Annotated in this window: 22 protein-coding genes; 12 read left to right on the forward strand and 10 right to left on the reverse strand. The window is 61.4% G+C overall.

Translation table 11 applies throughout. The features are described 5' to 3' along the window. Positions 1–86 precede the first annotated feature (86 nt). Positions 87–1,424: an MFS transporter gene (locus N4Q37_RS12290; protein WP_260958268.1), complete on the reverse strand. Its 1,338-nt coding sequence runs from the start codon at positions 1,422–1,424 to the stop codon at positions 87–89. Between the two features lie 254 nt (positions 1,425–1,678). Between N4Q37_RS12290 and quiC the strand changes: the two genes are divergently transcribed. Together quiC and N4Q37_RS12300 are read left to right on the forward strand one after the other, a co-directional pair. Then, positions 1,679–3,580, forward strand: coding sequence for a 3-dehydroshikimate dehydratase QuiC (gene quiC / locus N4Q37_RS12295; protein ID WP_260958269.1), 1,902 nt, complete (start codon positions 1,679–1,681; stop codon positions 3,578–3,580). 102 nt (positions 3,581–3,682) lie between these two features. Continuing rightward, complete coding sequence (locus tag N4Q37_RS12300) at positions 3,683–4,360, forward strand: TetR/AcrR family transcriptional regulator (protein WP_260958270.1); 678 nt, start codon at positions 3,683–3,685, stop codon at positions 4,358–4,360. Between the two features lie 49 nt (positions 4,361–4,409). Here the strand turns inward: N4Q37_RS12300 and N4Q37_RS12305 are convergent, their stop codons facing one another. The 4 genes from N4Q37_RS12305 to N4Q37_RS12320 all read right to left on the reverse strand — a co-directional run bounded on the left by N4Q37_RS12305 (position 4,410) and on the right by N4Q37_RS12320 (position 8,367). Next, the gene (locus N4Q37_RS12305) at positions 4,410–5,261 is read right to left on the reverse strand and encodes a shikimate dehydrogenase (RefSeq protein WP_390897921.1); all 852 of its coding nucleotides are present in this window, start codon (positions 5,259–5,261) and stop codon (positions 4,410–4,412) included. 5 nt (positions 5,262–5,266) lie between these two features. Further along, positions 5,267–5,707: a type II 3-dehydroquinate dehydratase gene (gene aroQ, locus N4Q37_RS12310; RefSeq protein WP_260958272.1), complete on the reverse strand. Its 441-nt coding sequence runs from the start codon at positions 5,705–5,707 to the stop codon at positions 5,267–5,269. Positions 5,708–5,995: 288 nt separating this feature from the next. After that, the gene (gene trmA, locus N4Q37_RS12315; RefSeq protein WP_260958273.1) at positions 5,996–7,075 is read right to left on the reverse strand and encodes a tRNA (uridine(54)-C5)-methyltransferase TrmA; all 1,080 of its coding nucleotides are present in this window, start codon (positions 7,073–7,075) and stop codon (positions 5,996–5,998) included. Then, a complete protein-coding gene (locus tag N4Q37_RS12320) occupies positions 7,072–8,367 on the reverse strand; it encodes an NCS2 family permease (RefSeq protein ID WP_260958274.1) in 1,296 nt (431 codons plus the stop codon). The genes trmA and N4Q37_RS12320 overlap by 4 nt, the downstream gene beginning before the upstream one ends. Before the next feature lie 204 nt (positions 8,368–8,571). Here N4Q37_RS12320 and N4Q37_RS12325 point away from each other — a divergent pair, with 204 nt between their 5' ends. After that, positions 8,572–9,027, forward strand: coding sequence for a YolA family protein (locus tag N4Q37_RS12325; RefSeq protein ID WP_260958275.1), 456 nt, complete (start codon positions 8,572–8,574; stop codon positions 9,025–9,027). 52 nt (positions 9,028–9,079) lie between these two features. After that, on the forward strand, positions 9,080–9,646 hold the full coding sequence (locus tag N4Q37_RS12330) for a DJ-1 family glyoxalase III (protein WP_260958276.1): 567 nt from the start codon (positions 9,080–9,082) through the stop codon (positions 9,644–9,646). Positions 9,647–9,652: 6 nt separating this feature from the next. Here N4Q37_RS12330 and N4Q37_RS12335 read toward each other — a convergent pair whose 3' ends face one another. Next, positions 9,653–10,888: an MFS transporter gene (locus tag N4Q37_RS12335; RefSeq protein ID WP_260958277.1), complete on the reverse strand. Its 1,236-nt coding sequence runs from the start codon at positions 10,886–10,888 to the stop codon at positions 9,653–9,655. Positions 10,889–11,398: 510 nt separating this feature from the next. On the opposite strand from N4Q37_RS12335, the gene N4Q37_RS12340 reads away from it, so the two are divergent. Genes N4Q37_RS12340 through N4Q37_RS12350 form a run of 3 tightly spaced genes read left to right on the forward strand, consistent with a single transcriptional unit; the run spans position 11,399 to position 14,032 of the window. Further along, positions 11,399–12,835, forward strand: coding sequence for a cytochrome ubiquinol oxidase subunit I (locus N4Q37_RS12340; RefSeq protein WP_260958278.1), 1,437 nt, complete (start codon positions 11,399–11,401; stop codon positions 12,833–12,835). Positions 12,836–12,838: 3 nt separating this feature from the next. Continuing rightward, positions 12,839–13,846, forward strand: a complete 1,008-nt coding sequence (gene cydB, locus N4Q37_RS12345; protein ID WP_260958279.1) for a cytochrome d ubiquinol oxidase subunit II — start codon at positions 12,839–12,841, stop codon at positions 13,844–13,846. A gap of 21 nt (positions 13,847–13,867) precedes the next feature. Continuing rightward, on the forward strand, positions 13,868–14,032 hold the full coding sequence (locus N4Q37_RS12350) for a DUF2474 domain-containing protein (protein WP_260958280.1): 165 nt from the start codon (positions 13,868–13,870) through the stop codon (positions 14,030–14,032). 30 nt (positions 14,033–14,062) lie between these two features. Here N4Q37_RS12350 and N4Q37_RS12355 read toward each other — a convergent pair whose 3' ends face one another. Continuing rightward, positions 14,063–15,187 (reverse strand): methyltransferase, encoded by a 1,125-nt coding sequence (locus N4Q37_RS12355; RefSeq protein ID WP_260958281.1) that lies wholly within the window; start codon positions 15,185–15,187, stop codon positions 14,063–14,065. 177 nt (positions 15,188–15,364) lie between these two features. Beyond that, positions 15,365–16,072, reverse strand: coding sequence for an autoinducer binding domain-containing protein (locus tag N4Q37_RS12360; RefSeq protein ID WP_260958282.1), 708 nt, complete (start codon positions 16,070–16,072; stop codon positions 15,365–15,367). Positions 16,073–16,347: 275 nt separating this feature from the next. On the opposite strand from N4Q37_RS12360, the gene N4Q37_RS12365 reads away from it, so the two are divergent. Further along, positions 16,348–17,124, forward strand: a complete 777-nt coding sequence (locus N4Q37_RS12365) for a ferredoxin--NADP reductase (RefSeq protein ID WP_260958283.1) — start codon at positions 16,348–16,350, stop codon at positions 17,122–17,124. 35 nt (positions 17,125–17,159) lie between these two features. On the opposite strand, the gene mscL is transcribed toward N4Q37_RS12365, so the two are convergent. Continuing rightward, on the reverse strand, positions 17,160–17,573 hold the full coding sequence (gene mscL, locus N4Q37_RS12370) for a large-conductance mechanosensitive channel protein MscL (protein WP_260958284.1): 414 nt from the start codon (positions 17,571–17,573) through the stop codon (positions 17,160–17,162). Between the two features lie 282 nt (positions 17,574–17,855). Between mscL and katB the strand changes: the two genes are divergently transcribed. From katB to radA, 3 genes are all read left to right on the forward strand, one after another. Beyond that, complete coding sequence (gene katB / locus N4Q37_RS12375; RefSeq protein ID WP_260958285.1) at positions 17,856–19,397, forward strand: catalase KatB; 1,542 nt, start codon at positions 17,856–17,858, stop codon at positions 19,395–19,397. Positions 19,398–19,472: 75 nt separating this feature from the next. Continuing rightward, on the forward strand, positions 19,473–20,021 hold the full coding sequence (locus N4Q37_RS12380; protein WP_260958293.1) for an ankyrin repeat domain-containing protein: 549 nt from the start codon (positions 19,473–19,475) through the stop codon (positions 20,019–20,021). Between the two features lie 31 nt (positions 20,022–20,052). Beyond that, complete coding sequence (gene radA / locus N4Q37_RS12385; RefSeq protein ID WP_260958286.1) at positions 20,053–21,420, forward strand: DNA repair protein RadA; 1,368 nt, start codon at positions 20,053–20,055, stop codon at positions 21,418–21,420. A gap of 156 nt (positions 21,421–21,576) precedes the next feature. Here the strand turns inward: radA and N4Q37_RS12390 are convergent, their stop codons facing one another. After that, positions 21,577–21,933 (reverse strand): PilZ domain-containing protein, encoded by a 357-nt coding sequence (locus N4Q37_RS12390; protein ID WP_260958287.1) that lies wholly within the window; start codon positions 21,931–21,933, stop codon positions 21,577–21,579. A 157-nt stretch (positions 21,934–22,090) separates the two neighbouring features. Here N4Q37_RS12390 and N4Q37_RS12395 point away from each other — a divergent pair. Next, the coding region (locus tag N4Q37_RS12395) for a carbon starvation CstA family protein (RefSeq protein WP_313958322.1) at positions 22,091–22,599 on the forward strand (509 nt) is incomplete at its 3' end.

The following is a 22,599-nucleotide window of genomic DNA, read 5'->3' on the forward strand; positions in this document are numbered from 1 at the left end:
GATGCGGTCTTAAGTGAACCGAGTCGTCTGCATCGCGGGCAAGCCTTGCTCCCACAGGGGGATGCAGGATCCTGGGCTGGCTGGCGTCAGCTTTCCAGTGTCGGCACCTTGCGCGGCGCCATGAAGTACAGCCAGGTCAGGGCAATGAAATACATCGCCGGGATGAGGGTGAACAGCACGGTGTAGTTGTTGTTGGTCACCGTCAGGATGTGGCCCACCAACTGGGTCATGAACATCCCGCCGATGGCCGCGCACATGCCGCCGAAACCGAACACCGTGCTCATCATGTGCTTGGGCGTGTAGTCCATCACCAGGCCCCAGATATTGGCGGTCCAGGCCTGGTGCGCGCCGATGGCCAGGGAAATGGCAAACACTGCCATCCACAGGTTGCTGGCGCCGGCGGCCAGGATCACCCCGATGATGCAGCAGGCGAACAACAGCATGGACACCAGGCGCGCCTTGATCGGATTGAGCCCGCGTCCGATCAGGAACGAAGAGAGGATCCCGCCGCCCACGCTGCCGAAGTCGGCGGTGAGGTAGATGATGATCAGCGGAATGCCCATCTGGGTCACGTTGATCCCCAGGTTGTATTGCTGGTTGAGGAACGGCGGCAGCCAGTAGAGGTAGAACCAGAACACCGGCGCGGTGATCGAGTAGGCCAGGGCGAATGCCCAGGTGCCGCGCATGCGCAGGATGCGCGAGAACGGCACGCGGACCTGGTCCGGTTCGCCTGCGCCTTGGATGTAATCCAGTTCCGACTGTTTGACGGTAGGGTGGTCTTCCGGGTTGAAGTACTTCAGGCCCCAGAACAGCAACCAGATACCGCCCAGTGCGGCCATGCACAGGAATGCCGCCTGCCAGCCCCACACGTGCAGCACCAATGGCAGCAGCATCGGGGTGAACATCGCACCGACGTTGGTCCCGGCGTTGAAGATGCCGGTGGCGACCGCGCGTTCACCGGCCGGGAACCACAACCGGGTGGTCTTCACGCAAGCCGGGTAGTTGGCGGCTTCGGTCAGGCCGAGGATGAAGCGGCAGACCATGAAGCCCACCGCCGAAGTGGCCAGGCCATGGGCGCCGGTCGCCAGACTCCAGAGCAGCACGGCGCAGAAGAACACGCGCTTGACGCCGATCCGGTCGATCAATCGGCCTTGCAGCACGAAGCCGACGGCATAACCGACCTGGAACCAGAAGTTGATATTGGCGTAGTCCATCGCCGTCCAGCTCATTTCCTTGGCGAGGATGGGCTGCATCACGCCCAGGGCGGCGCGATCGATGTAGTTCAGGGTGGTGGCGAAGAACACCAGGGCGAGCATGACCCAACGGGTCTTGCCCACGGCCATGGCGCCACGGATCTTGTCGCCGATACCGCCAGTCGAGGCACCCAGGCCAGCAGCAAGGCGGGAGCTTTGGGAAGGAATCATAGTGTGTACCCGTTTTTGAAATTCTTATGGGTTGGTCTGGGGCTGTTCATCGGTGCCGGTGTTCAGGGCCGGCGTCGATGTGGGGCGATGGTGCGCAGTGGACAAAAAATCGTCAATTGAGCAACCGGCATTTTGTTCGATAATCGCCCAAAAAACTAACCGAATGGTACATATTGAATTGCCCAAAGGAAATGACCCACCAATAATCGGCTCACTCTTTCAAAAGCGGCGCACGTTGTGCGGGAGCCGAAGTCATGCAGCGATCCATTGCAACCGTATCCTTGAGCGGCACCCTGCCGGAAAAACTCGAAGCCATTGCCGCCGCCGGTTTCGACGGGGTGGAGATCTTCGAAAATGACCTGCTCTACTACGACGGCAGCCCTCGGGACATTCGCCAGATGTGTGCCGACCTGGGCATCGCCATCACCCTGTTTCAGCCGTTCCGTGACTTCGAAGGCTGCCGCCGCGATCGCTTGGCACGCAATCTGGAGCGGGCCGAGCGCAAGTTCGACCTGATGCAGGAGCTGGGCACCGACCTGGTGCTGGTGTGCAGCAATGCCTCGGCCGATAGCCTCGGCGACGAACGCATTCTGATCGATGACCTGCGCTTGCTGGCCGAACGGGCCGGAGCCCGTGGCTTGCGCATCGGTTATGAAGCCCTGGCCTGGGGCCGGCATGTGAACACTTATCAACAGGTCTGGAACATCGTGCGCCAGGCCGATCACGAGAGCCTCGGCGTGTTGCTCGACAGCTTCCACACCTTGTCCCTCAAGGGTGACCCGAGCGCCATTGCGCAGATCCCCGGCGAGAAAATTTTCTTCGTGCAAATGGCCGACGCGCCGATCCTGGCGATGGATGTGCTGGAGTGGAGCCGGCATTTCCGCTGCTTCCCGGGCCAGGGCGAATTCGATTTGCCAGGCTTTTTGGCGCCGATCATCAAGAGTGGCTACACCGGGCCGCTGTCGCTGGAAATCTTCAATGACGGTTTTCGCGCCGCACCGCCGAGGGCCAATGCCGCCGACGGCCTGCGTTCGTTGTTGTACCTGGAAGAAAAGACCCGCCAGCGCCTGGCCACGGAGGCTGCACCTGCGAGCACGGCCGATATCCTCTTCGCCACCCCGCCGGCCAGCGAGTACGACGGCATCGAGTTCCTGGAGTTCGCCGTCGACGACAACCTCGGCGCCAAGCTGGGCCATTGGCTGGAGCGCCTCGGGTTCGTCAAGGCGGGCCAGCATCGCTCCAAGAACGTGAGCCTGCTGCGCCAGGGCGACATCAACCTGATTCTCAACAGTGAACCCTATTCCTTCGGCCACAGTTTTTTCGAGGCCCACGGGCCATCGTTGTGCGCCACCGCCGCGCGGGTCAAGGACAGCGCCAGCGCCCTGAAACGCGCCGTGGCCTACAAGGGCCAGCCCTATCGTGGTTTGGTGGGGCCCAACGAGCTGGAGCTGGCGGCGGTGCGCGCACCGGATGGCAGCCTGATCTACCTGGTGGACCAGGACGCCGATGTCTACGGCACCGATTTCAACCTGCAACCGGGTGCCGTCATCGGTGCCGGGCTCAAGCGCATCGACCACATGGCGATGGCGCTGCCGGCCGACAGCCTCGACAGTTGGGTGCTGTTCTACAAGAGCCTGCTGGATTTCGAGGCCGACGACGAAGTGGTGCTGCCCGACCCTTATGGCCTGGTCAAGAGCCGGGCGTTGCGCAGTCGTTGCAGCTCGATTCGACTGCCGCTGAACATTTCCGAAAACCGCAACACCGCGATCTCCCACGCGCTGTCGAGTTATCGCGGCTCCGGCGTGCATCACATTGCTTTCGACTGCGATGACATCTTCGCCCAGGTCAGCCGGGCCAAGGAGGCCGGGGTGCCGTTGCTGGACATCCCGCTCAACTATTACGACGACTTGGCGGCGCGCTTCGATTTCGACGACGAGTTTCTCAGCGAACTGGCGTATTTCAATGTGCTGTACGACCGGGATGGCCAAGGGGGCGAGCTGTTCCACGTCTACACCGAGCCGTTCGAAGGGCGGTTTTTCTTTGAAATCATCCAGCGCAAGAACGGCTATGCCGGCTACGGCGCGGCCAACGTCGCGGTGCGGTTGGCGGCCATGGCCAAATCCCGCAGCGGTGGTTTGCGACACGCCAAGTTGTAGGTAAATCGTAACGGTGGCGGTAATGGGCCGCCCCGTGGCTTTCTTCACTGCACGGCGCGGCCCATAATCGTCGGCTTGTGCAGTGATGGCCGTGAGCCCGCAATGACTATGAATCCAGAGCCAGCGACAGAACTTGACGCGCCTGTCGTCGCAACGCGCAAGGGACGCAAGAACAACCCGGAGAAAACCCGGGAAAACATCCTCCAGGAAGCCATCGTCGAGTTCGTCCAGCAAGGCTTGGCTGGTGCCCGGGTCGATGCCATCGCCGAGCGCATCCACACCTCGAAGCGCATGATCTATTACTACTTCGGCAGCAAGGAGCAGTTGTACGTCGAGGTGCTGGAAAAACTCTACGGTAACATCCGCAACACCGAGAGCCGCCTGCACCTGGCCGAGCTCGCACCGGTGGATGCCATCCGACGCCTGGTGGAGTTCACCTTCGACCACCACGACCGCAACGTCGATTTCGTGCGCATCGTCTGCATCGAGAACATCCACAACGCCGAATACGTCAAGCAATCCGGCGCGATCAAGGCGATGACCAATACCATTCTCGACTCCCTGGGCGTGATCCTGCGCCGCGGCGCCGAGGAGGGCGTGTTCCGCGCCGGCCTCGAGCCGCTGGACGTGCACCTGTTGATCAACTCGTTCTGTTTCTATCGCGTGTCCAACCGCCAGACGTTCGGCGAGATCTTCCAGATCGATTTTTCGGACGAAGCGATCAGGCAGCGCCATCGGCAGATGATTTGCGAGTCGGTGTTGCGCTACCTGCAAGCCTGATCCTGGGGCCCCAGTGGGAACAGGCTCCCATAGGGGCGGGGAGCTGGTTTCAGTGATTCATGCTCTGGAAATGCGCCAGCATCCGCTGCGCGTCCGGCGCGACGCCGCTGAACAGTTCGAACGCTTTCACCGCCTGGAACACCGCCATGTTGCCACCGTCCAGCGTGCGGCAGCCCAGGGCGCGGGCATGGCGCAGCAGTTCGGTTTCCAGCGGGAAGTAGACGATTTCCGCCACCCACAATTCGCTGCGCAGCAGCTCGACCGGCACCGGCGTGCCCGGTAGTTTCGCCATGCCCATGGGCGTGGTGTTGACCAGGCCGTCCGCGTTCGCCATGGCGCTGGGCAGGTCATGCCCGGCCCGGGCGCGGCTGGCGCCGAAGTGCTGGTTCAGGTTATGGGCCAAGGCTTCGGCACGGTCGGCCTCGACGTCAAAAATGTCCAGTGTTTGCACGCCTTCCGCCAACAGCGCGTGGGCAACCGCCGCGCCGGCACCGCCAGCCCCCATCTGGACCACGTGACACCGTGGCGCATCACCCAGGCCACGGCGAAAACCTTCGGCAAAGCCCAGGCAATCGGTGTTGTGGCCGATGCGCTTGCCGTCCTTGAGCACCACGGTGTTGACCGCGCCGATGCCACGGGCCTCGGGCGACAGCTCATCAAGCAGCGGGATGATCGCCTGCTTGCAGGGGAAGGTGATGTTCAGGCCGGTGAAGTCCATGCGCTCGGCAGCCTTCAGCAGATCGGGCAGGGCGCTGCTGTCGAGGTGCAGTGCATCGAGATCGATCAACCGATAGAGGTAGCGCATGCCCTGGGCATCGCCTTCCTGTTCGTGCAGGGTAGGTGTGCGCGACGCCTGGATGCCCGCGCCGATCAGGCCGGCAAGCACGGTGATATTCGACATACGCATCAACCCTTCAACCGCTGGCTGAAATGTTCCAGTGCCAGGCGATAGCCGTGGCTGCCAAACCCGCACATCACGCCGATGGCGATGGATGAGACGAAGGAGTGGTGGCGGAAGGTCTCGCGGGCGTGGACGTTGGACAGGTGGACTTCGATGACCGGGACTTCGCTGGCGATCAGGGCGTCGCGGATTGCCACCGAGGTGTGGGTCCAGGCCGCCGGATTGATGACGATACCGGCACACCGGCCGCGGGCACCGTGAATCCAGTCGAGCAATTCGCCTTCCTGGTTGGTCTGGCGAAACTCCACCGCCAGGCCCAATTCTTCGGCGGCGCGACCGCACAGTGCCGAAATGTCCGCCAGGGTTTCATGGCCGTAGGTCGCCGGCTCGCGAGTGCCGAGCAGATTCAGGTTCGGGCCGTTGAGCACCAGGATGATCGGAGGCATTGCGATTTTCTCCACTTTTATTGTTGGCATGACGCAGCTGTATGCCGGTGGAGATAAATTGTACTAGATGGTTAATTTGGTCAAACGAAGCCGCTGTCATGGGCTAATAAGTGTTCGATGATCGAACATTGCCTTGGGTTTGGGGGGAAGGGATTACTTGTGGCGAGGGCACTTATCTCTGGGAGCAAGGCTTGCCCGCGATACAGGCGACGCGGTTTTCAAAAATTGAGTCGCCTGTATCGCGGGCAAGCCATGCACTCACATAGCTTTGCCCTGTCCCGTCAGCGCTTAACGCCGAGTCAACAACACCCCGGACTCCATGTGATGGGTCCAGGGGAATTGGTCGAACAGCGCGCAGCGCATGATGCGGTGGGTGTCGTGCAATTGCGCGATGTTGGCCGCGAGGGTTTCCGGGTTGCAGGAGATGTACAGGATGTTCTCGAACCGCCGGGTCAGCTCGCAGGTGTCCGGGTCCATGCCGGCACGGGGCGGGTCGACGAAGACGCTACCGAACTCATAGCTTTTCAGGTCGATGCCCTGCAGGCGCCGGAACGGGCGGACTTCGTTCAGGGCTTCGGTCAGCTCTTCGGCCGACAGGCGCACCAGCGTGACGTTATCCACAGCGTTTTCGCTGAGGTTGCTCAGCGCCGCGTTCACCGAAGTCTTGCTGATCTCTGTCGCCAGCACCTTGCGCACGCGGGTGGCCAGGGGCAGGGTGAAGTTGCCATTGCCGCAGTACAGCTCCAGCAGATCGTCGCTGCGATCGCCCAACGCCTCGTAAGCCCAGTTGAGCATCTTCTGGTTCACCGTGCCGTTGGGCTGGGTGAAGGCGCCTTCCGGCTGGCGATAGCTGAAGGTGCGACCGCCCACGTCGAGTTTCTCCACCACGTAGTCGTGGCCGATCACTTCGCGCTTGCCCTTGGAACGACCGATGATGCTGACGCCCAGGTCGCTCGCCAGTTTCGACGCCGCGGCGTGCCAGTGCTCGTCCAGCGGGCGGTGATAGCACAGGGTGATCATCGCATCGCCGGCCAGGGTGGTCAGGAACTCCACCTGGAACAACTTATGGCTCAGGGGCGCGCTGGCCTGCCAGGCGGCCTTGAGTTGCGGCATCAACTGATTGATGCGCAGGCTGGCGATGGGGAACTGCTCGATGAGGATCGGCGTGCGCTTGTCCTCCTGGGAGAACATCGCGTAATGCCGCTCGCCGGCCTCGCGCCAGAGACGGAACTCGGCACGCAGGCGGAAGTTTTGCAACGGCGAGTCGAAGACGTCCGGCTGCGGAGCATCGAACGGCGCCAACAGGTCACGCAAGCGGGTGACCTTGTCCTGGAGTTGGGTGGCGTAGGCCTGGGAATCGAAAGTCATGCGTTGAACCAACCCAACTTGATCACGAACAGGATCGACAGGATGACCAGCGCCGGGTTCAGCTCACGGCCACGGCCGGACACCAGCTTGATGGCGGTCCAGGCGATGAAACCGAAGGCGATGCCGTTGGCGATGGAGTAAGTGAATGGCATGGCCAGGGCGGTGACCAGCACAGGGGCGGCAACGGTGATGTCGTCCCAGTCGATTTCCGCCAGGCCGGAGGTCATCAGCACGGCCACGAACAGCAGGGCCGGTGCGGTGGCGAAGGCCGGCACGCTAGCGGCCAGCGGCGAGAAGAACAGCGCCAGCAGGAACAGGATGGCCACGACGATGGCGGTCAGCCCCGTGCGGCCGCCGGCGCTGACGCCCACCGCCGATTCGATGTAACTGGTGGTGGTGGAGGTGCCCAGCAGCGAGCCGGCCATGGCAGCGGTGCTGTCGGCGATCAGCGCGCGGCCCATCTTCGGCATGTGGCCGTCCTTGCCCATCAGCCCGGCGCGCTTGGCGACGCCGATCAGGGTGCCGGAATTGTCGAACAGGTCGACGAACAGGAAGGCGAAGATCACGCTCACCAGGCCGATATCCAAGGCGCCCTTGATGTCCAGTTGCAGGAAGGTCGGGGCCAGGGACGGCGGCGTGGAGATGACACCGCCGAACGGCGAGAAGCCCATCAGGATCGAGACGATGGTCACTGTCAGGATGCCGATCAGCACTGCGCCGCGCACTTTCAACGCCTCGAGGGCGACGATCAGGACGAAGCCCAGGGTCGCGAGGATCGGTGCCGGTTTCTTCAGATCGCCGAGGCCGACCATGGTCGCCGGGTTTCCCACCACGATGTCGGCGTTATGCAGGGCGATCAGCGCCAGGAACAGGCCGATGCCGGCGGCGATGGCCGAACGCAGCGCCAGCGGGATGCTGTTGATGATCCACTCGCGGATACGAAAGATCGACAGCAGGAAGAACAGCACGGCAGAGACGAACACCGCCCCCAGCGCGACTTGCCAGGTATGGCCCATGTGCAGGACCACGGTGTAGGTGAAAAAGGCATTGAGGCCCATGCCCGGCGCGAGGGCGATCGGGTAGTTGGCGATCAGGCCCATGACCGTGGAGCCGATGGCCGCCGCCAGGCAGGTGGCGACGAACACCGCGCCTTTGTCCATGCCGGTTTCACCGAGGATGCTCGGGTTGACGAACAGGATGTAGGCCATGGCCAGGAAGGTCGTGACGCCCGCCAGGATCTCGGTCCGCACGTTGGTGTTGTGTGCCTTGAGTTGAAACAGCCTTTCCAGCATGTCTGCTCCCCGTGGCGCGCCGGGCGCCGTGAATGTATCGACCTCAAACAGCAAAGCACAGGTCGCCCGTGGCGCCTGGAATTTTCTGCGGGTCGGAAAAAGCCGCGCATGATACCAGCAGCGTAGCGATATGGCTGCGATCCTCGCCGATGTTTTGCCAACGTGACAACTGGGCCATACTGCGCGCGGTTTCGGGAGATCGCTATGTATTGCATGAACAAAAAATGGATGACGGCAGTGGGCTGTGCGCTGGGCTTGTGGTTAACCGGGCAGGCGGCGAACGCCGCGTCGGCGCCACCGTTGAGCGAGGTCAAGGTGCTCAAGGTCGAATCGCCGGCCTGTGGCTTCGAGGACATCGCGGCCGGGCAGGCGCAGACCCGTTGCGACCACAGTGGCCCGAACATCAAGGTCTACGTGCTGGAAGTCGGCTATGGCCGCCAGCCCCACGTCACCCTGGACGGCTTCGAAGTCGACGGCACCCGCTCGCCGGTGTGTGCGTTCAGCAATGGCAATCTCAACGATTGTTCGACGCGGACCAAAGTCGTTGGCTATTTGTACATCTTCGACCTGAAGGGTCGGCAAGAAGGCACCTTCAGCTTCAGCAACCAGTCGATCAACGCCCCGGGCAACCGGATGTCGACCCAGCTGTACATCAAATAACCTCCTCGGCGGCAGGTCCTACACTACAGGCATGACCCCGTGGAGAGTCCCCATGATTCCTGGAACCAAGATCCCCCGAGCCCTGATCGCCGTCGCCCAGGGTGTCGACGACCTGCAGACCGTGACCCTGATCGATGTGCTGCGTCGCGCCCAGGTCGAAGTGGTGGTGGCGAGCATCGAAGGGCGGCGGATGCTCACCTGCGCCCGCGGCACGCGCTTGACCGCCGATGGCATGCTGGTGGACCTGCTGGTGCAGACGTTCGATCTGATCGTCTTGCCCGGCGGCATTATCGGCGCGCAGCACCTGGCGGCCCATCAGCCGCTGCAACAACTGATCAAGGACCACGCGGCCACCGGTCGGTTCTTCGCCGCCATTGCCGAAGCCCCGGCGCTGGTACTGCAAGCATCAGGCGTGCTACGCCAACGTCGCATGACCTGCCTGCCGGCGGTGAGCCAACAGTTGTCGGGTTGCACCTTCGTCGACCAGCCGGTGGTGGTGGACGGCAACTGCATCACCGCCCAGGGCTCGGCCGCCGCCGTGGCGTTTGCGCTGACGCTGGTGGAGCAACTGTCCGGCAAGGGCGTGAGGAGTGTGGTGGCGGCGGAGTTGCTGGCCTGAGGGATATCAGGCGTTCGCGTCCAGCGGTTCGTGCATACGGTCGCGGTGGGCCAGGGTCGGGAACAGTTTGATCCAGGCCCCGGTCACCAACAGCGTCCCCACGCCGCCCATGACCACCGCCGGCACTGTGCCGAACCAGTGGGCGGTCAGGCCGGATTCGAACTCGCCCAACTGGTTCGAAGCACCGATGAACAACCCGTTCACTGCGCTGACCCGACCACGCATTTCATCCGGCGTCTCCAACTGCACGAAGGAGGCGCGGATCACCATGCTGATCATGTCCGCCGCGCCCAGCACCACCAGCACCGCCAGGGAAAACCAGAACGAGGTGGACAGGCCGAAGGCGATGGTGGCGACGCCGAACACGCCCACGGCGGTGAACATCACCCGGCCGACCTTGCGTTCCACCGCGAACCGCGCCAGCCACAGCGACATCAGCAAGGCCCCCACTGCCGGTGCCGAGCGCAGCAGGCCCAGGCCCCAGGGACCGGTGAGCAGGATGTCCTTGGCGAACACTGGTAGCAGCGCCGTCGCGCCGCCCAGCAGCACGGCGAACAGGTCCAGGGAAATCGCCCCGAGGATGTCCGGACGGCTGCGGATAAAGCGAATCCCGGCCAGCAGCGAATCCAGGGTCGCCTTGCCGGTGTTCAACGGTGTCTGGCGGGCGGGCAGGTTGAGCATCAGGCAGCAGGCGATGCAGTAAAGCAGCACCGTCGGGCCGTAGACCCAGACACTGCCAAAGGCATAAAGCAAGCCGCCGAGCGCCGGGGCGACGATGGTGGCCGATTGCTGGGCCGACTGCGCGGCGGCCACGGCACGGGGAAACAACGCGGTGGGCACGATACTCGGCAGCAACGCCTGGGTGGTCGGCAATTCGAAGGAGCGGGCGGCGCCGAGCACGAAGGCGAAGATGAAGATCATCTCCCGCGTGACCTGGTCGGTGGCGCTGCCAATTGCCAGCGCCAGGGCGATCATCGCCTGCAACGACTGGCAGATGGCCGCGACCTTGCGGCGGTCATAGCGGTCGGCCACGTGCCCGGTGTGCAGCATGAACAGCACGCGTGGGGCGAACTCCACCAACCCGACGAGCCCCAGGTCCAATACGTTGCCGGTCAGTTGGTAGAGGTTCCAGCCAATGGCCACGGTGAGCATCTGGAAGCCGCTGGCGGTAAAGATCCGGGCCAGCCAGAAGGCGATGAAGGGACGGTGGTGACGGAGCAGCAGCGGTGCTTGGCTGGGCATCTGGAAGAGGTCCGGTGATGAGGGCAATGAGATTATCACCGAGCTGTAACCGGAGGTTGCGGTCGCGGGAAAAATAGTTAGCCAAACATCGATCTCTAGCCAGCAATCCTGCTGGCGTGAAGATTCTGTGGGAGCAAGGCTTGCCCGCGATGAAGACGACGCAGTCTTTCAAGGGATCGGAGGTCTGTTTCGCGAGCAAGCTTTGCTCCCGCATAGCGGGACGGTGCCACAAAGGACTTCAGCAGGGCGCGCGGTTCCTTGCATGGGTACTGAGACAACCTGCCACGCGGCAAAAGACCACGCGGTTCCTCAAGCGGAATGCGGCTACTCTTTGAACATTGCTTGACCCAGGTCAATTTCCTTCGGGGCGTTGTGCTGACGGCCTCCGGGCCAGAGTCCTGCGTTGTGACGGTTTTAAAAAGAACGATTTGAAAAGCATCGCACTCCTATTCGCTGTGGGACGCGATGCAAGCCCCACCCGCAGCCGGTTTACCTGACAGAGGAAGATTTATGTTCGGTTTGGAGGCGCTCGATCTCGCCCGAATCCAGTTCGCGTTCACCATCTCGTTCCACATCCTGTTTCCCGCCATCACCATTGGCCTGGCGAGTTACCTGGCGGTACTCGAGGGCTTGTGGCTCAAGACCCGTGATGACACCTACCGCGACCTGTACCACTTCTGGTCGAAGATCTTTGCCGTCAACTTCGGTATGGGGGTGGTGTCCGGCCTGGTCATGGCCTATCAGTTCGGCACCAACTGGAGCCGTTTCTCGGACTTCGCCGGTGCGATCACCGGGCCGTTGCTGACCTACGAGGTGCTCACGGCGTTCTTCCTCGAAGCGGGTTTCCTGGGCGTGATGCTGTTCGGCTGGAATCGCGTTGGCCGCGGCCTGCACTTCTTCTCCACGGTCATGGTAGCCATCGGCACGTTGATCTCGACCTTCTGGATCCTCTCTTCCAACAGCTGGATGCAGACCCCGCAGGGCTACGAAATCGTCGATGGCCGGGTGATTCCGGTGGATTGGCTGGCGGTGGTGTTCAACCCCTCGTTCCCTTATCGACTGTTGCACATGTCCACGGCGGCGTTTGTCGCCACGGCGTTTTTTGTCGGCTCGTCGGCGGCCTGGCATTTACTGCGCGGGCGCGATAACCCGGCCATCCGCCGTATGTTGTCGATGGCCATGTGGATGGCTTTGTTGGTGGCGCCGGTGCAGGCAGTCATCGGCGACTTCCATGGCTTGAACACCCTCAAGCACCAGCCGGCGAAAATCGCCGCCATCGAGGGGCATTGGGAAAACGTTGGCAATGAACCGACCCCGCTGATCCTGTTCGGATTGCCGGACATGCAAGCAGAAAAAACCCGCTTCGCTGTGGAAATTCCTTACCTAGGCAGCCTGATCCTGACCCACAGCCTGGACAAGCAAGTGCCGGCCCTCAAGGAATTCCCGCCTGAGGACCGACCGAACTCGACCATCGTGTTCTGGTCGTTCCGGGTCATGGTCGGCCTCGGCTTGCTGATGATTTTCACTGGGCTATGCAGCTTGTGGCTGCGCCGCAACGACCGGATCTATCAATCCCGACCGTTTCTCTACATGGTGCTGTGGATGGGGCCGTCCGGACTGGTCGCGATACTGGCCGGCTGGTTTACCACGGAGATCGGCCGCCAGCCGTGGGTGGTCTATGGCTTGATGCGCACGGCCGATGCTTCGTCCGGCCACAGCTTCGCGCAGATGAGCATCACCCTGCTGCTGTTCGTCGTGGTGTATTTCGCGCTGTTCGGCGCCGGCCTGAGCTACATGATGCGTCTGGTGCGCAAGGGGCCGGAGGCCCACGAAACGGAGCCGAGCGACGGTGGCCCGGGTCAGAAACGTACGCCGGCCCGGCCCTTGTCGGCCGCCGATGACGGCGACGACATGGACCATAACGAACGCTCGAACAAGGGGAATTGAATCATGGGTATTGATCTTCCGCTGATCTGGGCCGTGGTCATCATCTTCGGCATCATGATGTACGTGATCATGGACGGCTTCGACCTGGGGATCGGCATTCTCTTCCCCTTCGTCAAGGGCGACCGCGACCGCGACGTGATGATGAACACCGTGGCACCGGTCTGGGACGGTAACGAAACCTGGTTGGTTCTGGGCGGTGCCGGGCTGTTCGGAGCGTTTCCGCTGGCCTACTCGGTGGTGCTTTCGGCACTGTACCTGCCGTTGATCCTGATGCTCATCGGCCTGATCTTCCGCGGCGTGGCCTTTGAGTTCCGCTTCAAGGCCAAGGCTGAGAAGCGTCACCTCTGGGACAAGGCATTCATTGGTGGCTCGCTGACGGCCACCTTCTTCCAGGGTGTGGCGCTGGGGGCGTTCATCGACGGATTCGAGGTGGTCAATCGCCAGTTCGCCGGTGGCTCGCTGGATTGGTTCACGCCGTTCACGGTGTTCTGCGGCCTGGCGTTGATCGTCGCTTATGCGTTGCTTGGCTGCACCTGGCTGATCATGAAAACCGAAGGCAAGTTGCAAGAGCAGATGCATGACCTGGCCCGGCCCCTGGCGTTCGTTGTGCTGGCGGTGATCGGTGTCGTCAGTCTCTGGACTCCCCTGGCCCACGCCGACATCGCGGCGCGCTGGTTCACCCTGCCGAACCTGTTCTGGTTCCTGCCGGTGCCGATCCTGGTGTTGGTGACGCTGTACGGGTTGCTCCGTGCGGTGGCCCGCAATGCCCATTACACCCCGTTCATCCTGACGCTGGTGTTGATCTTCCTGGGCTACAGCGGCCTGGGCATCAGCCTGTGGCCGAACATCGTGCCGCCGTCCATCTCGATCTGGGACGCCTCGTCACCGCCCCAGAGCCAGGGCTTCATGCTGGTCGGCACGTTGTTCATCATCCCGTTGATCCTGGTGTACACCTTCTGGAGCTACTACGTGTTCCGCGGCAAGGTGACCCACGATGACGGCTACCATTGATCGACCGGCGGAGCGCTGGACATGGCCAAACCTGATTTGAAAGAGATCGAGGCTGCCGAGCGCAAACCGCTCTGGCAGCGGCTCGGCTGGTTGTTGGCGATCTGGGCGGGGAGTGTGCTGGCGTTGTTCATCGTCGCCAGCCTGATGCGCATGTTCATGAACGCTGCCGGCCTGACCACTCACTGATGATTTGTGGGGCAAGCCTCGCTCCCCAGGTTATTTCCTCGCTTTGAGGATCACGAATTTCGGCGTCGCGGCCACTTGCTCGACTCCGCGGAACAGCCGCGCCAGTTTGCTGTGGTAACCCAGGTGGCGGTTGCCGACGATGTACAGCGCACCACCCACCACCAAGGCTTCGCGCGCTTGCTGGAACATGCGCCAGGCGAGGAAATCCCCCACGACCTGCAGCTGGTGGAAGGGTGGATTGCACAGCACCACATCCAGTGACTGGGCTGGCTGCCCGGCCAGGCCATCGGCGGCGCGCAAGGTCACGTCGCGCTCGCCCAATGCGGCCCGCCAGTTCTCGGCTGCCGATTGCACGGCCATGTACGACTCATCCACCAGGGTGTAGTGGGCCTCGGGATTGTGCAGTGCGCTGGCGATGGCCAGTACGCCGTTGCCGCATCCCAGGTCTGCGACGCGGGCTGTCCCGAGGTTCTGCGGCAAGTGCGGCAGGAACGCACGGGTGCCGATGTCCAGGCCTTCACGGCAAAAGACGTTGGCGTGGTTGCGCAGTTCGATCCTGGGTTCGTCCAGCCAATAGCGGGTGGGGTAGGGCGACACGGCGGGCGCCTTGGTTTCGGGCGTGGCAATCAACAGCCGCGCCTTTTTCACCGCCAGGGAAGCCATCACGGGACCGATGTAGCGCTCCAGCAAATCACCCGCGGCCCGTGGCAAGTGCTTGACCATCGCCGCGGCAATCACCTGGGCGCCCGGGGCCAGGTGGCCTTGCAAGCGAATCAGTTGTTCTTCCAGGAGCGCCAGGGTTTTCGGGACCTTGATCAGGACCCGATCGAAAAACCCATCCCACGGCTCGCTGGCCGGCACAGTCGGCACCGCATCGAAAGGCAGCCCATTGCGCACCAGGTTTTTCCCCAGGGCCTGCAAGGCCAGGAACGAGTCGCTGCTGCTGGTGACCTCGACCTTGCCGGCCAGGCTGGCCGCCAGAGCGCCGAAGCTGTCGTTGAGCACCAGGACCCGGGTCGACGCGGCGGGCTGTTGCCCGGCCAGGTGCGCGAGCAGGTATTCATCGGCCGCATCGAAAGCTTGCAGAGGTTCGTTCTGCTGTTCGGGTTGGCGGATCAGGTCGAGTTGGGCGAAGGGGCTTTCGAGCAAGGGCATGGCTGGGACTCTGCAAATCAACGAATGTCCCGCTGCCCTGGGGCTGGTATCTGAGCGGGACCGCTTGAATGAACTGCGTCGCGCGCCAGGCGCGTCATCATTCAAGGGGAACCGTAAATGTTACGTTTTTTTGTTGGACTTTACTCGTGGGTTTTCTGTTCGGTGCCGGCTTGCTGTTCAGATCACGTGGATGTGGGCCGCCTTGGCGACGGCTGAAATCTTGTTGCTGACATTGAGTTTTCGCATGCAACTGCAAACATGGAAATTCACCGTGCGTTCGGAAAGGCAAAGGATTCTGCCCACCTCGGACGCTGTCTTGCCTTCGGCGGACCACCTCAACACTTCGATTTCCCGGGGGGACAGATGGTATTTCTGCCCGACGACGTCGGATAATTTCTCGCTCGCCAGCACATGCAGCGTTTGACTGGCGAAGATGGCGTAGCCGAGATTGCTATAGTGCTCCTCGATGTCGATGGGACCGTGGGTTCGTGCCAGGCTGAACAGGCTGCAATGGCTCCCCGGTGCACCATGTACAGCCTGGGTCCAACCATACTTGAGGCCCTGGCGGTTAAGTTCGCGCCATAACTTTGGAGCTTGTGCAAAAACGTTTTCATCCCACAGGATGGGAAGCGGCGATTGATTGCAATGCGCCACTATTGGATCATTGAAAGCATGGCCGTTCTGTTCATAAAACTTGTTCCACCCATAGGGGTAATTATTCAAGTTCACCTTGCTGGTGTGCTGGTCGGGAGTGCCGAGGTAGGCTGCGAATGCGCAATATTCAAATCCTTGATTGTTAAAGAAATTCAGCACTAGACGATAGGCGGTCTGCAAGTCTTTCTCATGGGCTAACTTCCTCAGCTGCAAGTCCTTCCACTTGTCCATCGCTCTCTCCTGGGTTGATACATCCTTGTGGGATCCAATCCATGATGGAATTTTGAGTGTAGGACTATTCCTAACTTTCAGTTGAATTTTTTATTTCGCCTTACGTTCTTTATGGTTGTTTAATTGTTTATTTTACAAAATCTTATGGTTGTATAAGTTTTGTGAGGGATAAACGAATTTGAACGCAAGATCATGACTAAATGCCATTACTGTTTGTCAGTGGTTATGTTGACCACTTTGCGGGACACTATGATCTCGCCCCATTGGAGTGGCTCATGACTGTCAGCGAAGAGAAGTTCACCCGTCAGACCCTGCTCGACGTCCAGCCGGTGACGTCTCATCTGTTTACGTTGCGCACTACCCGCGACCGCGGCTTTCGTTTTCGCGCCGGTCAATTCGCCCGGCTGGGGGTGACCAAGGCGGACGGCACGACGGTCTGGCGCGCCTATTCCATGGTGTCTTCGCCGTTCGACGAGTTTCTCGAATTCTTTTCCATTGTCGTTCCCCAGGGTGAGTTCACCAGTGAACTGAGCCGTTTGCGACCGGGCGACGATTTGCTGGTGGAGCGCCTGGCGTTTGGCTACCTGACGCTGGATCGCTTCGTGGGTGGACGGGATCTGTGGCTGTTGTCCACCGGGACGGGCGTCGCGCCGTTTCTTTCGATCCTGCAGGACTTCGAAGCCTGGGAAAGATTCGAGCGGATCATCCTCGTGTACAGCGTGCGCGAGGCCCGGGAGTTGGCGTATCAGGAGCTGATCAAGGGGTTGACCCAGCGCGATTACCTGGCCGAGTTCGCTCACAAGTTCCGGTTCATTGCGACCGTCACCCGTGAACAGCGGCCGGGGGCGCTCAGTGGGCGAATCACCACGTTGATCGAGAATGGCGAGCTGGAGCGGGCGGCCGGTGTCGAGCTGACGCCAGAGCATTCCCGCGTCATGCTGTGCGGCAATCCGCAAATGATCGATGACACGCGCCAGTTGCTCAAGACCAGGGGGCTGCAATTGAGCTTGAGCCGTCGGCCGGGCCAGGTGGCGGTGGAAAATTATTGGTAGGAAGAGGGCGTCCTGAGGACGCCCTTTTCATGTCATCAGGAGCGTTCGTTCTGGGCCTTCAGCAGGTCGCGGATTTCGCTCAGTAGCAGTTCTTCCTTGGTCGGCACAGGGGGCGCACTCGGGGCCACGGCTTCTTCGCGTTTGAGGCGGTTGATGGCCTTGACGCCCATGAAGATGGCGAACGCGACGATGATGAAGTCGATAGTGCTCTGGATGAATTTGCCGTAGGCCAATACGACTGCGGGCGCATCACCCTGGGCGGCCTTGAGCGTAATGGCCAGGTCGCTGAAATCCACCCCGCCGATCAGCAGGCCAACCGGAGGCATGACCACGTCGCCAACGAAGGACGAAACGATCTTGCCGAAAGCGGCGCCGATGATAATCCCGACGGCCATGTCGACGACATTGCCCTTGACCGCGAAGGCCTTGAACTCGCTTAGCACGCCCATGAGTTATTCCTTTTGACAGATGAAAGATGAATGCCAGTGTAAGTCAGTCCAGCGAGTCCTGCTTAACACACTGGCCTGAAAAGTCTCAGCTATCGACCCGGGTCTGGATGAAAAGTTTGCAAAATGCCATCAATCGCGCGTGATACGCGGTTTCCGCTCGAGTCCCTACAAGGTTTTTTCTATCAACGCGGTATGGCATTTCTATTTAGGTTTTGCTTTTTCGAGCACTAGCCTCTGGATGGCGCACATGGATGCGCTCTATAACATCAGAGGAACATCTTTATGAACACTTCCCTTGGCCACGGGATTCACTCCCATCGCCGCGCTTTTGTTGTGTTGACCGCCAGCCTGTTGTCTTTGTCTGTCAACGCGGCGACCCTGACCCGGGATAACGGAGCGGCTGTCGGCGATAACCAGAACTCGCAGACCGCAGGCCCCAACGGTCCGACCCTGTTGCAGGACGTGCAGTTGATCCAGAAGCTCCAGCGCTTTGATCGCGAACGCATTCCTGAGCGTGTGGTGCATGCCCGTGGCACCGGCGCCCATGGCACCTTCACGGTGTCCAACGACCTCAGCGACCTGACCAAGGCCAAGGTTTTTGCCGCAGGCCAGGTCACCCCGGTATTCGTGCGTTTTTCCGCGGTGGTGCACGGCAATCACTCACCGGAAACCCTGCGCGATCCCCGGGGTTTCGCTACTAAGTTCTACACCGCCGACGGTAACTGGGACTTGGTAGGTAACAACTTCCCAACGTTCTTCATTCGCGATGCCATCAAGTTTCCAGACATGGTCCATGCATTCAAGCCTGATCCGCGAACCAACTTGGACGATGATTCCCGCCGCTTCGACTTCTTCTCCCATGTTCCAGAATCGACTCGCACCCTGACCGAGTTGTATTCCAACTCCGGCACGCCGGCCAGTTATCGTGAAATGGACGGTAACGGGGTGCATGCTTACAAGTTGGTGAATGCCAAGGGTGAAGTTCATTACGTGAAGTTTCACTGGAAAAGTTTGCAGGGGCTGAAAAACCTCGATCCGAAAGAAGTGGTGAAAGTTCAGGGTCAGGACTATAGCCATATGACCAATGACTTGGTGAGCCATATCAATAAGGGCGACTTCCCCAAGTGGGATTTGTATGTCCAGGTACTCAACCCGCAGGACCTTGCCAAGTTTGACTTTGATCCATTGGACGCGACCAAGATCTGGCCGGGCGTGCCTGAGCGCAAAGTCGGGCAAATGGTCTTGAACCGTAATCCGGCCAACGTCTTCCAGGAAACCGAGCAGGTGGCGATGGCGCCGGCCAACCTGGTGCCGGGCATCGAGCCCTCCGAGGACCGCCTGCTGCAGGGGCGGGTGTTTTCCTATGCCGATACGCAAATGTACCGGATAGGTGCCAACGCCCTGCAACTGCCAATCAACGCTCCCAAGGTGGCGGTGAACAATGGTAACCAGGACGGCGCAATGAATCCCGGCGCCACCAGCACCGGCGTGAATTACCAGCCGAGCCGCCTGACGCCGCGTGAGGAACTGCAAGCGGCGCGCTACAGCCAGACCGCGCTGACCGGCAGTACCCAGCAAGCGAAGATCCAGCGCGAGCAGAACTTCAAGCAGGCCGGTGATTTGTATCGTTCGTTCAGCAAGAAAGAGCGGGATGACTTGATCGAAAACTTCGGTGGGTCGTTGGCGACCACCGATGACGAGAGCAAGCACATCATCCTGTCGTTCCTCTACAAGGCCGACCCTGAGTACGGCACCGGCGTAGCCCGTGTCGCCAAGGGTGATCTGGCCCGGGTGAAGGCGCTCGCGGCCAAGCTGAGCGACTGATCCACAGCCAGGCAGGTGCATGGCCTGTGGGGGCAAAGCTTGCGCCCACAGGCCTATGCCAGAGGAGAGCTCATGATGCGTAAATTCCTTTTATCGATACTCGCGGCCTGGTCGATGAGCGTATTGGCCGACCCGCTGATGCCCAACGATCCCGCGGCGCTACAGCAACAGTTGCAAACCTATTACTTCGACGCCGCCCGCCGGGGTGACGTGCCCATGCTCGATACCTTTATCGACGCCGGTTATTCGCTGGATACCCGGGATGAGAAGGGGTACACGGCACTGATCCTGGCGGCCTATCACGGCCGCGGTGCGGCGGTGGAGCGGTTACTGGCCGCTGGCGCCGATGCCTGTGCCCAGGACAAGCGCGGCAACACGGCCCTCATGGGCGCTATTTTCAAGGGCGAAGTGCAGATTGCACGTCGTTTGCTGTCCACCGATTGCAGCCCTGACCAGCGCAACGGTGCCGGGCAGACCGCCGCGATGTACGCCGGCCTGTTCAAGCGTGCCGAGCTGCTCGATGCCTTGAAGGCCAAGGGCGCGGATCTGGAGGCGCAGGATCCGTTGGGCAATACCGCGGCGGACCTGGCGAAGGGTGAAATCAGAATGCCGGCTCCGCGATAGGCTATCATCGCGGTTTTTACCCGGAGTTCAGATGGCCAAGGCAAAGCGCATGTACGGCTGCACCGAGTGCGGCTCGACCTTTCCCAAATGGGCCGGCCAATGCAGTGAATGCGGGGCCTGGAACAGCCTGACTGAAACCCTGGTGGAAAGCGGCGGTGCGGCGGCGCCCAGCGGCCGCACGGGCTGGGCCGGCCAGCAAGCGCAGATCAAGACCCTGGCCGAGGTCAGCGTTGAAGAAATTCCGCGTTTTTCCACCGCCTCCGGTGAGCTGGACCGTGTATTGGGCGGCGGCCTGGTGGACGGTTCGGTGGTGTTGATCGGCGGTGACCCCGGTATCGGCAAATCCACCATTTTGTTGCAGACCTTGTGCAACATCGCCAACCGGATGTCTGCGCTGTATGTCACCGGCGAAGAGTCCCAGCAGCAGGTCGCCATGCGGGCGCGGCGCCTGGGGTTGCCCCAGGACCGGCTGCGGGTCATGACTGAGACGTGTATCGAAAGCATCATCGCCACGGCGCGCCAGGAAAAACCCAAGGTGATGGTGATCGACTCGATCCAGACGATTTTTACCGAGCAGTTGCAGTCAGCGCCCGGTGGCGTGTCCCAGGTGCGCGAGAGTGCGGCGTTGCTGGTGCGCTACGCCAAGCAGAGCGGTACGGCGATTTTCCTGGTGGGCCACGTCACCAAGGAAGGCGCGCTGGCGGGACCGCGGGTGCTGGAGCACATGGTCGATACGGTGCTGTATTTCGAAGGCGAATCCGATGGCCGGCTGCGTTTGTTGCGGGCCGTGAAGAACCGGTTCGGCGCCGTCAACGAACTGGGCGTGTTCGGCATGACCGACCGGGGTTTGAAAGAGGTCTCGAACCCGTCGGCGATCTTTCTGACACGAGCCCAGGAAGAAGTACCGGGCAGCGTGGTCATGGCGACGTGGGAAGGCACCCGGCCGATGCTGGTAGAGGTGCAGGCGCTGGTGGACGACAGTCACCTGGCGAATCCGCGCCGGGTCACCCTGGGACTGGACCAGAATCGCTTGGCGATGCTGCTGGCGGTCCTGCACCGCCACGGCGGTATTCCTACTCACGACCAGGATGTTTTCCTCAACGTCGTGGGCGGGGTCAAGGTGTTGGAAACCGCGTCGGACCTGGCGTTGATGGCGGCGGTGATGTCCAGCCTGCGCAATCGGCCGCTGCCCCATGACTTGCTGGTATTCGGCGAAGTGGGACTGTCAGGCGAGGTCCGGCCGGTGCCCAGTGGACAGGAGCGGCTCAAGGAGGCGGCCAAGCACGGCTTCAAACGCGCCATCGTGCCCAAGGCCAACGCGCCGAAGGATGCCCCGGCAGGGTTGCAGATCATTGCCGTGACGCGGTTGGAGCAGGCGCTGGATTCGTTGTTCGAATAACGCGGGTGCAAGGGACTTAGGTGACAGCAAGTTTATGTGGGAGCAAAGCTTGCTCGCGACGCAGGCGACTCGATTTTTGAAGAACCGCAGCGCCGCCATCGCGGGCAAGCCTTGCTCCCACAGAGAACCTGTTGCCATGAGGGATCGACGGCGTATCTAAATCTGGATCAACGCCGCCAACTCCCGCTCCAGTTCATCGTGGTCGGCCAGGTTCAGCTCCACCAGCCGGCGCAGGTGGGCGATGGAGTCCAGATCGATGTGTTCGCAGACGAAGCCCAGGTGGCCATGATCATCGTGGGCGAGACGAACCTCCATCTTCACCTCGACGTCCTTGCCCAGATGGATGTCGGCTTCGAAGGGCTCTTCGGGATCGCCGAGCCAGGGCTCGGGTTTTTCGATCAGCAGGCCCTTGAGGGACAGGTCCAGCAGCTTCACTGGCCAGATGTATTGGCCCTGGCTCAGCTCGGTCCTGGCATGGAATTCGATTCTTATGAAGCGGCGGCGATCGTTCATCATGCATGTCCTCTGGAGATTCAATGACTATAGACCCAGCTGGCGCGCCATCGTCACCGTTGAATCCTGGCAGACAAATGTCGGGTATGGCCTTTGTCCTGCTTAGCGCTAAACTCCGGTAGCTGCCTTTCTTGTCCACCCTGGCTGGAATATAAAAATGAACAACAATAATAGCCTGCTGCGCCATATACCCTGGCTTCTGCTGGCCGTCGCGGGAGCGTGCGCGCTGGGTGTCGTGGCCTTGCGCCGCGGCGAAGCCATCAACGCCCTCTGGATCGTCGTCGCCGCCGTGGCCCTCTACCTGGTCGCGTACCGCTACTACAGCCTCTTCATCGCCAATAACGTGATGCAACTCGATGCGCGCCGGGCCACGCCCGCCGTGCTCAACAACGATGGCCTGGACTATGTCCCGACCAACAAGCACATCCTCTTCGGCCACCACTTCGCGGCGATTGCCGGCGCGGGGCCGCTGGTCGGGCCGGTGCTGGCGGCGCAGATGGGCTACCTGCCCGGCACACTCTGGCTGATCGCCGGCGTGGTGCTGGCCGGGGCCGTGCAGGACTTCATGGTCCTGTTCCTGTCCACCCGCCGCAACGGTCGCTCCCTGGGCGACATGGTGCGCGAGGAAATGGGCCGCATCCCCGGCACCATCGCGCTGTTCGGCTG

The organism is Pseudomonas citri, assembly GCF_025336485.1.
Taxonomy (GTDB): domain Bacteria; phylum Pseudomonadota; class Gammaproteobacteria; order Pseudomonadales; family Pseudomonadaceae; genus Aquipseudomonas; species Aquipseudomonas citri.

Bases quoted from the DNA above. Each gene is read 5' to 3' on its own strand.
- trmA (WP_260958273.1), bottom strand. From the start codon at position 7,075: ATGACTTTCGATTCCCAGGCCTACGCCACCCAACTCCAGGACAAGGTC.
- N4Q37_RS12290 (WP_260958268.1), bottom strand. From the start codon at position 1,424: ATGATTCCTTCCCAAAGCTCCCGCCTTGCTGCTGGCCTGGGTGCCTCG.
- N4Q37_RS12340 (WP_260958278.1), top strand. From the start codon at position 11,399: ATGTTCGGTTTGGAGGCGCTCGATCTCGCCCGAATCCAGTTCGCGTTC.
- N4Q37_RS12360 (WP_260958282.1), bottom strand. From the start codon at position 16,072: ATGGACAAGTGGAAGGACTTGCAGCTGAGGAAGTTAGCCCATGAGAAA.
- N4Q37_RS12380 (WP_260958293.1), top strand. From the start codon at position 19,473: ATGCGTAAATTCCTTTTATCGATACTCGCGGCCTGGTCGATGAGCGTA.
- N4Q37_RS12335 (WP_260958277.1), bottom strand. From the start codon at position 10,888: ATGCCCAGCCAAGCACCGCTGCTGCTCCGTCACCACCGTCCCTTCATC.
- radA (WP_260958286.1), top strand. From the start codon at position 20,053: ATGGCCAAGGCAAAGCGCATGTACGGCTGCACCGAGTGCGGCTCGACC.
- N4Q37_RS12300 (WP_260958270.1), top strand. From the start codon at position 3,683: ATGACTATGAATCCAGAGCCAGCGACAGAACTTGACGCGCCTGTCGTC.
- N4Q37_RS12355 (WP_260958281.1), bottom strand. From the start codon at position 15,187: ATGCCCTTGCTCGAAAGCCCCTTCGCCCAACTCGACCTGATCCGCCAA.
- N4Q37_RS12330 (WP_260958276.1), top strand. From the start codon at position 9,080: ATGATTCCTGGAACCAAGATCCCCCGAGCCCTGATCGCCGTCGCCCAG.
- N4Q37_RS12320 (WP_260958274.1), bottom strand. From the start codon at position 8,367: ATGCTGGAAAGGCTGTTTCAACTCAAGGCACACAACACCAACGTGCGG.
- katB (WP_260958285.1), top strand. From the start codon at position 17,856: ATGAACACTTCCCTTGGCCACGGGATTCACTCCCATCGCCGCGCTTTT.
- N4Q37_RS12365 (WP_260958283.1), top strand. From the start codon at position 16,348: ATGACTGTCAGCGAAGAGAAGTTCACCCGTCAGACCCTGCTCGACGTC.
- N4Q37_RS12390 (WP_260958287.1), bottom strand. From the start codon at position 21,933: ATGAACGATCGCCGCCGCTTCATAAGAATCGAATTCCATGCCAGGACC.
- N4Q37_RS12305 (WP_390897921.1), bottom strand. From the start codon at position 5,261: ATGTCGAATATCACCGTGCTTGCCGGCCTGATCGGCGCGGGCATCCAG.
- N4Q37_RS12325 (WP_260958275.1), top strand. From the start codon at position 8,572: ATGTATTGCATGAACAAAAAATGGATGACGGCAGTGGGCTGTGCGCTG.
- cydB (WP_260958279.1), top strand. From the start codon at position 12,839: ATGGGTATTGATCTTCCGCTGATCTGGGCCGTGGTCATCATCTTCGGC.
- N4Q37_RS12350 (WP_260958280.1), top strand. From the start codon at position 13,868: ATGGCCAAACCTGATTTGAAAGAGATCGAGGCTGCCGAGCGCAAACCG.
- aroQ (WP_260958272.1), bottom strand. From the start codon at position 5,707: ATGCCTCCGATCATCCTGGTGCTCAACGGCCCGAACCTGAATCTGCTC.
- mscL (WP_260958284.1), bottom strand. From the start codon at position 17,573: ATGGGCGTGCTAAGCGAGTTCAAGGCCTTCGCGGTCAAGGGCAATGTC.
- quiC (WP_260958269.1), top strand. From the start codon at position 1,679: ATGCAGCGATCCATTGCAACCGTATCCTTGAGCGGCACCCTGCCGGAA.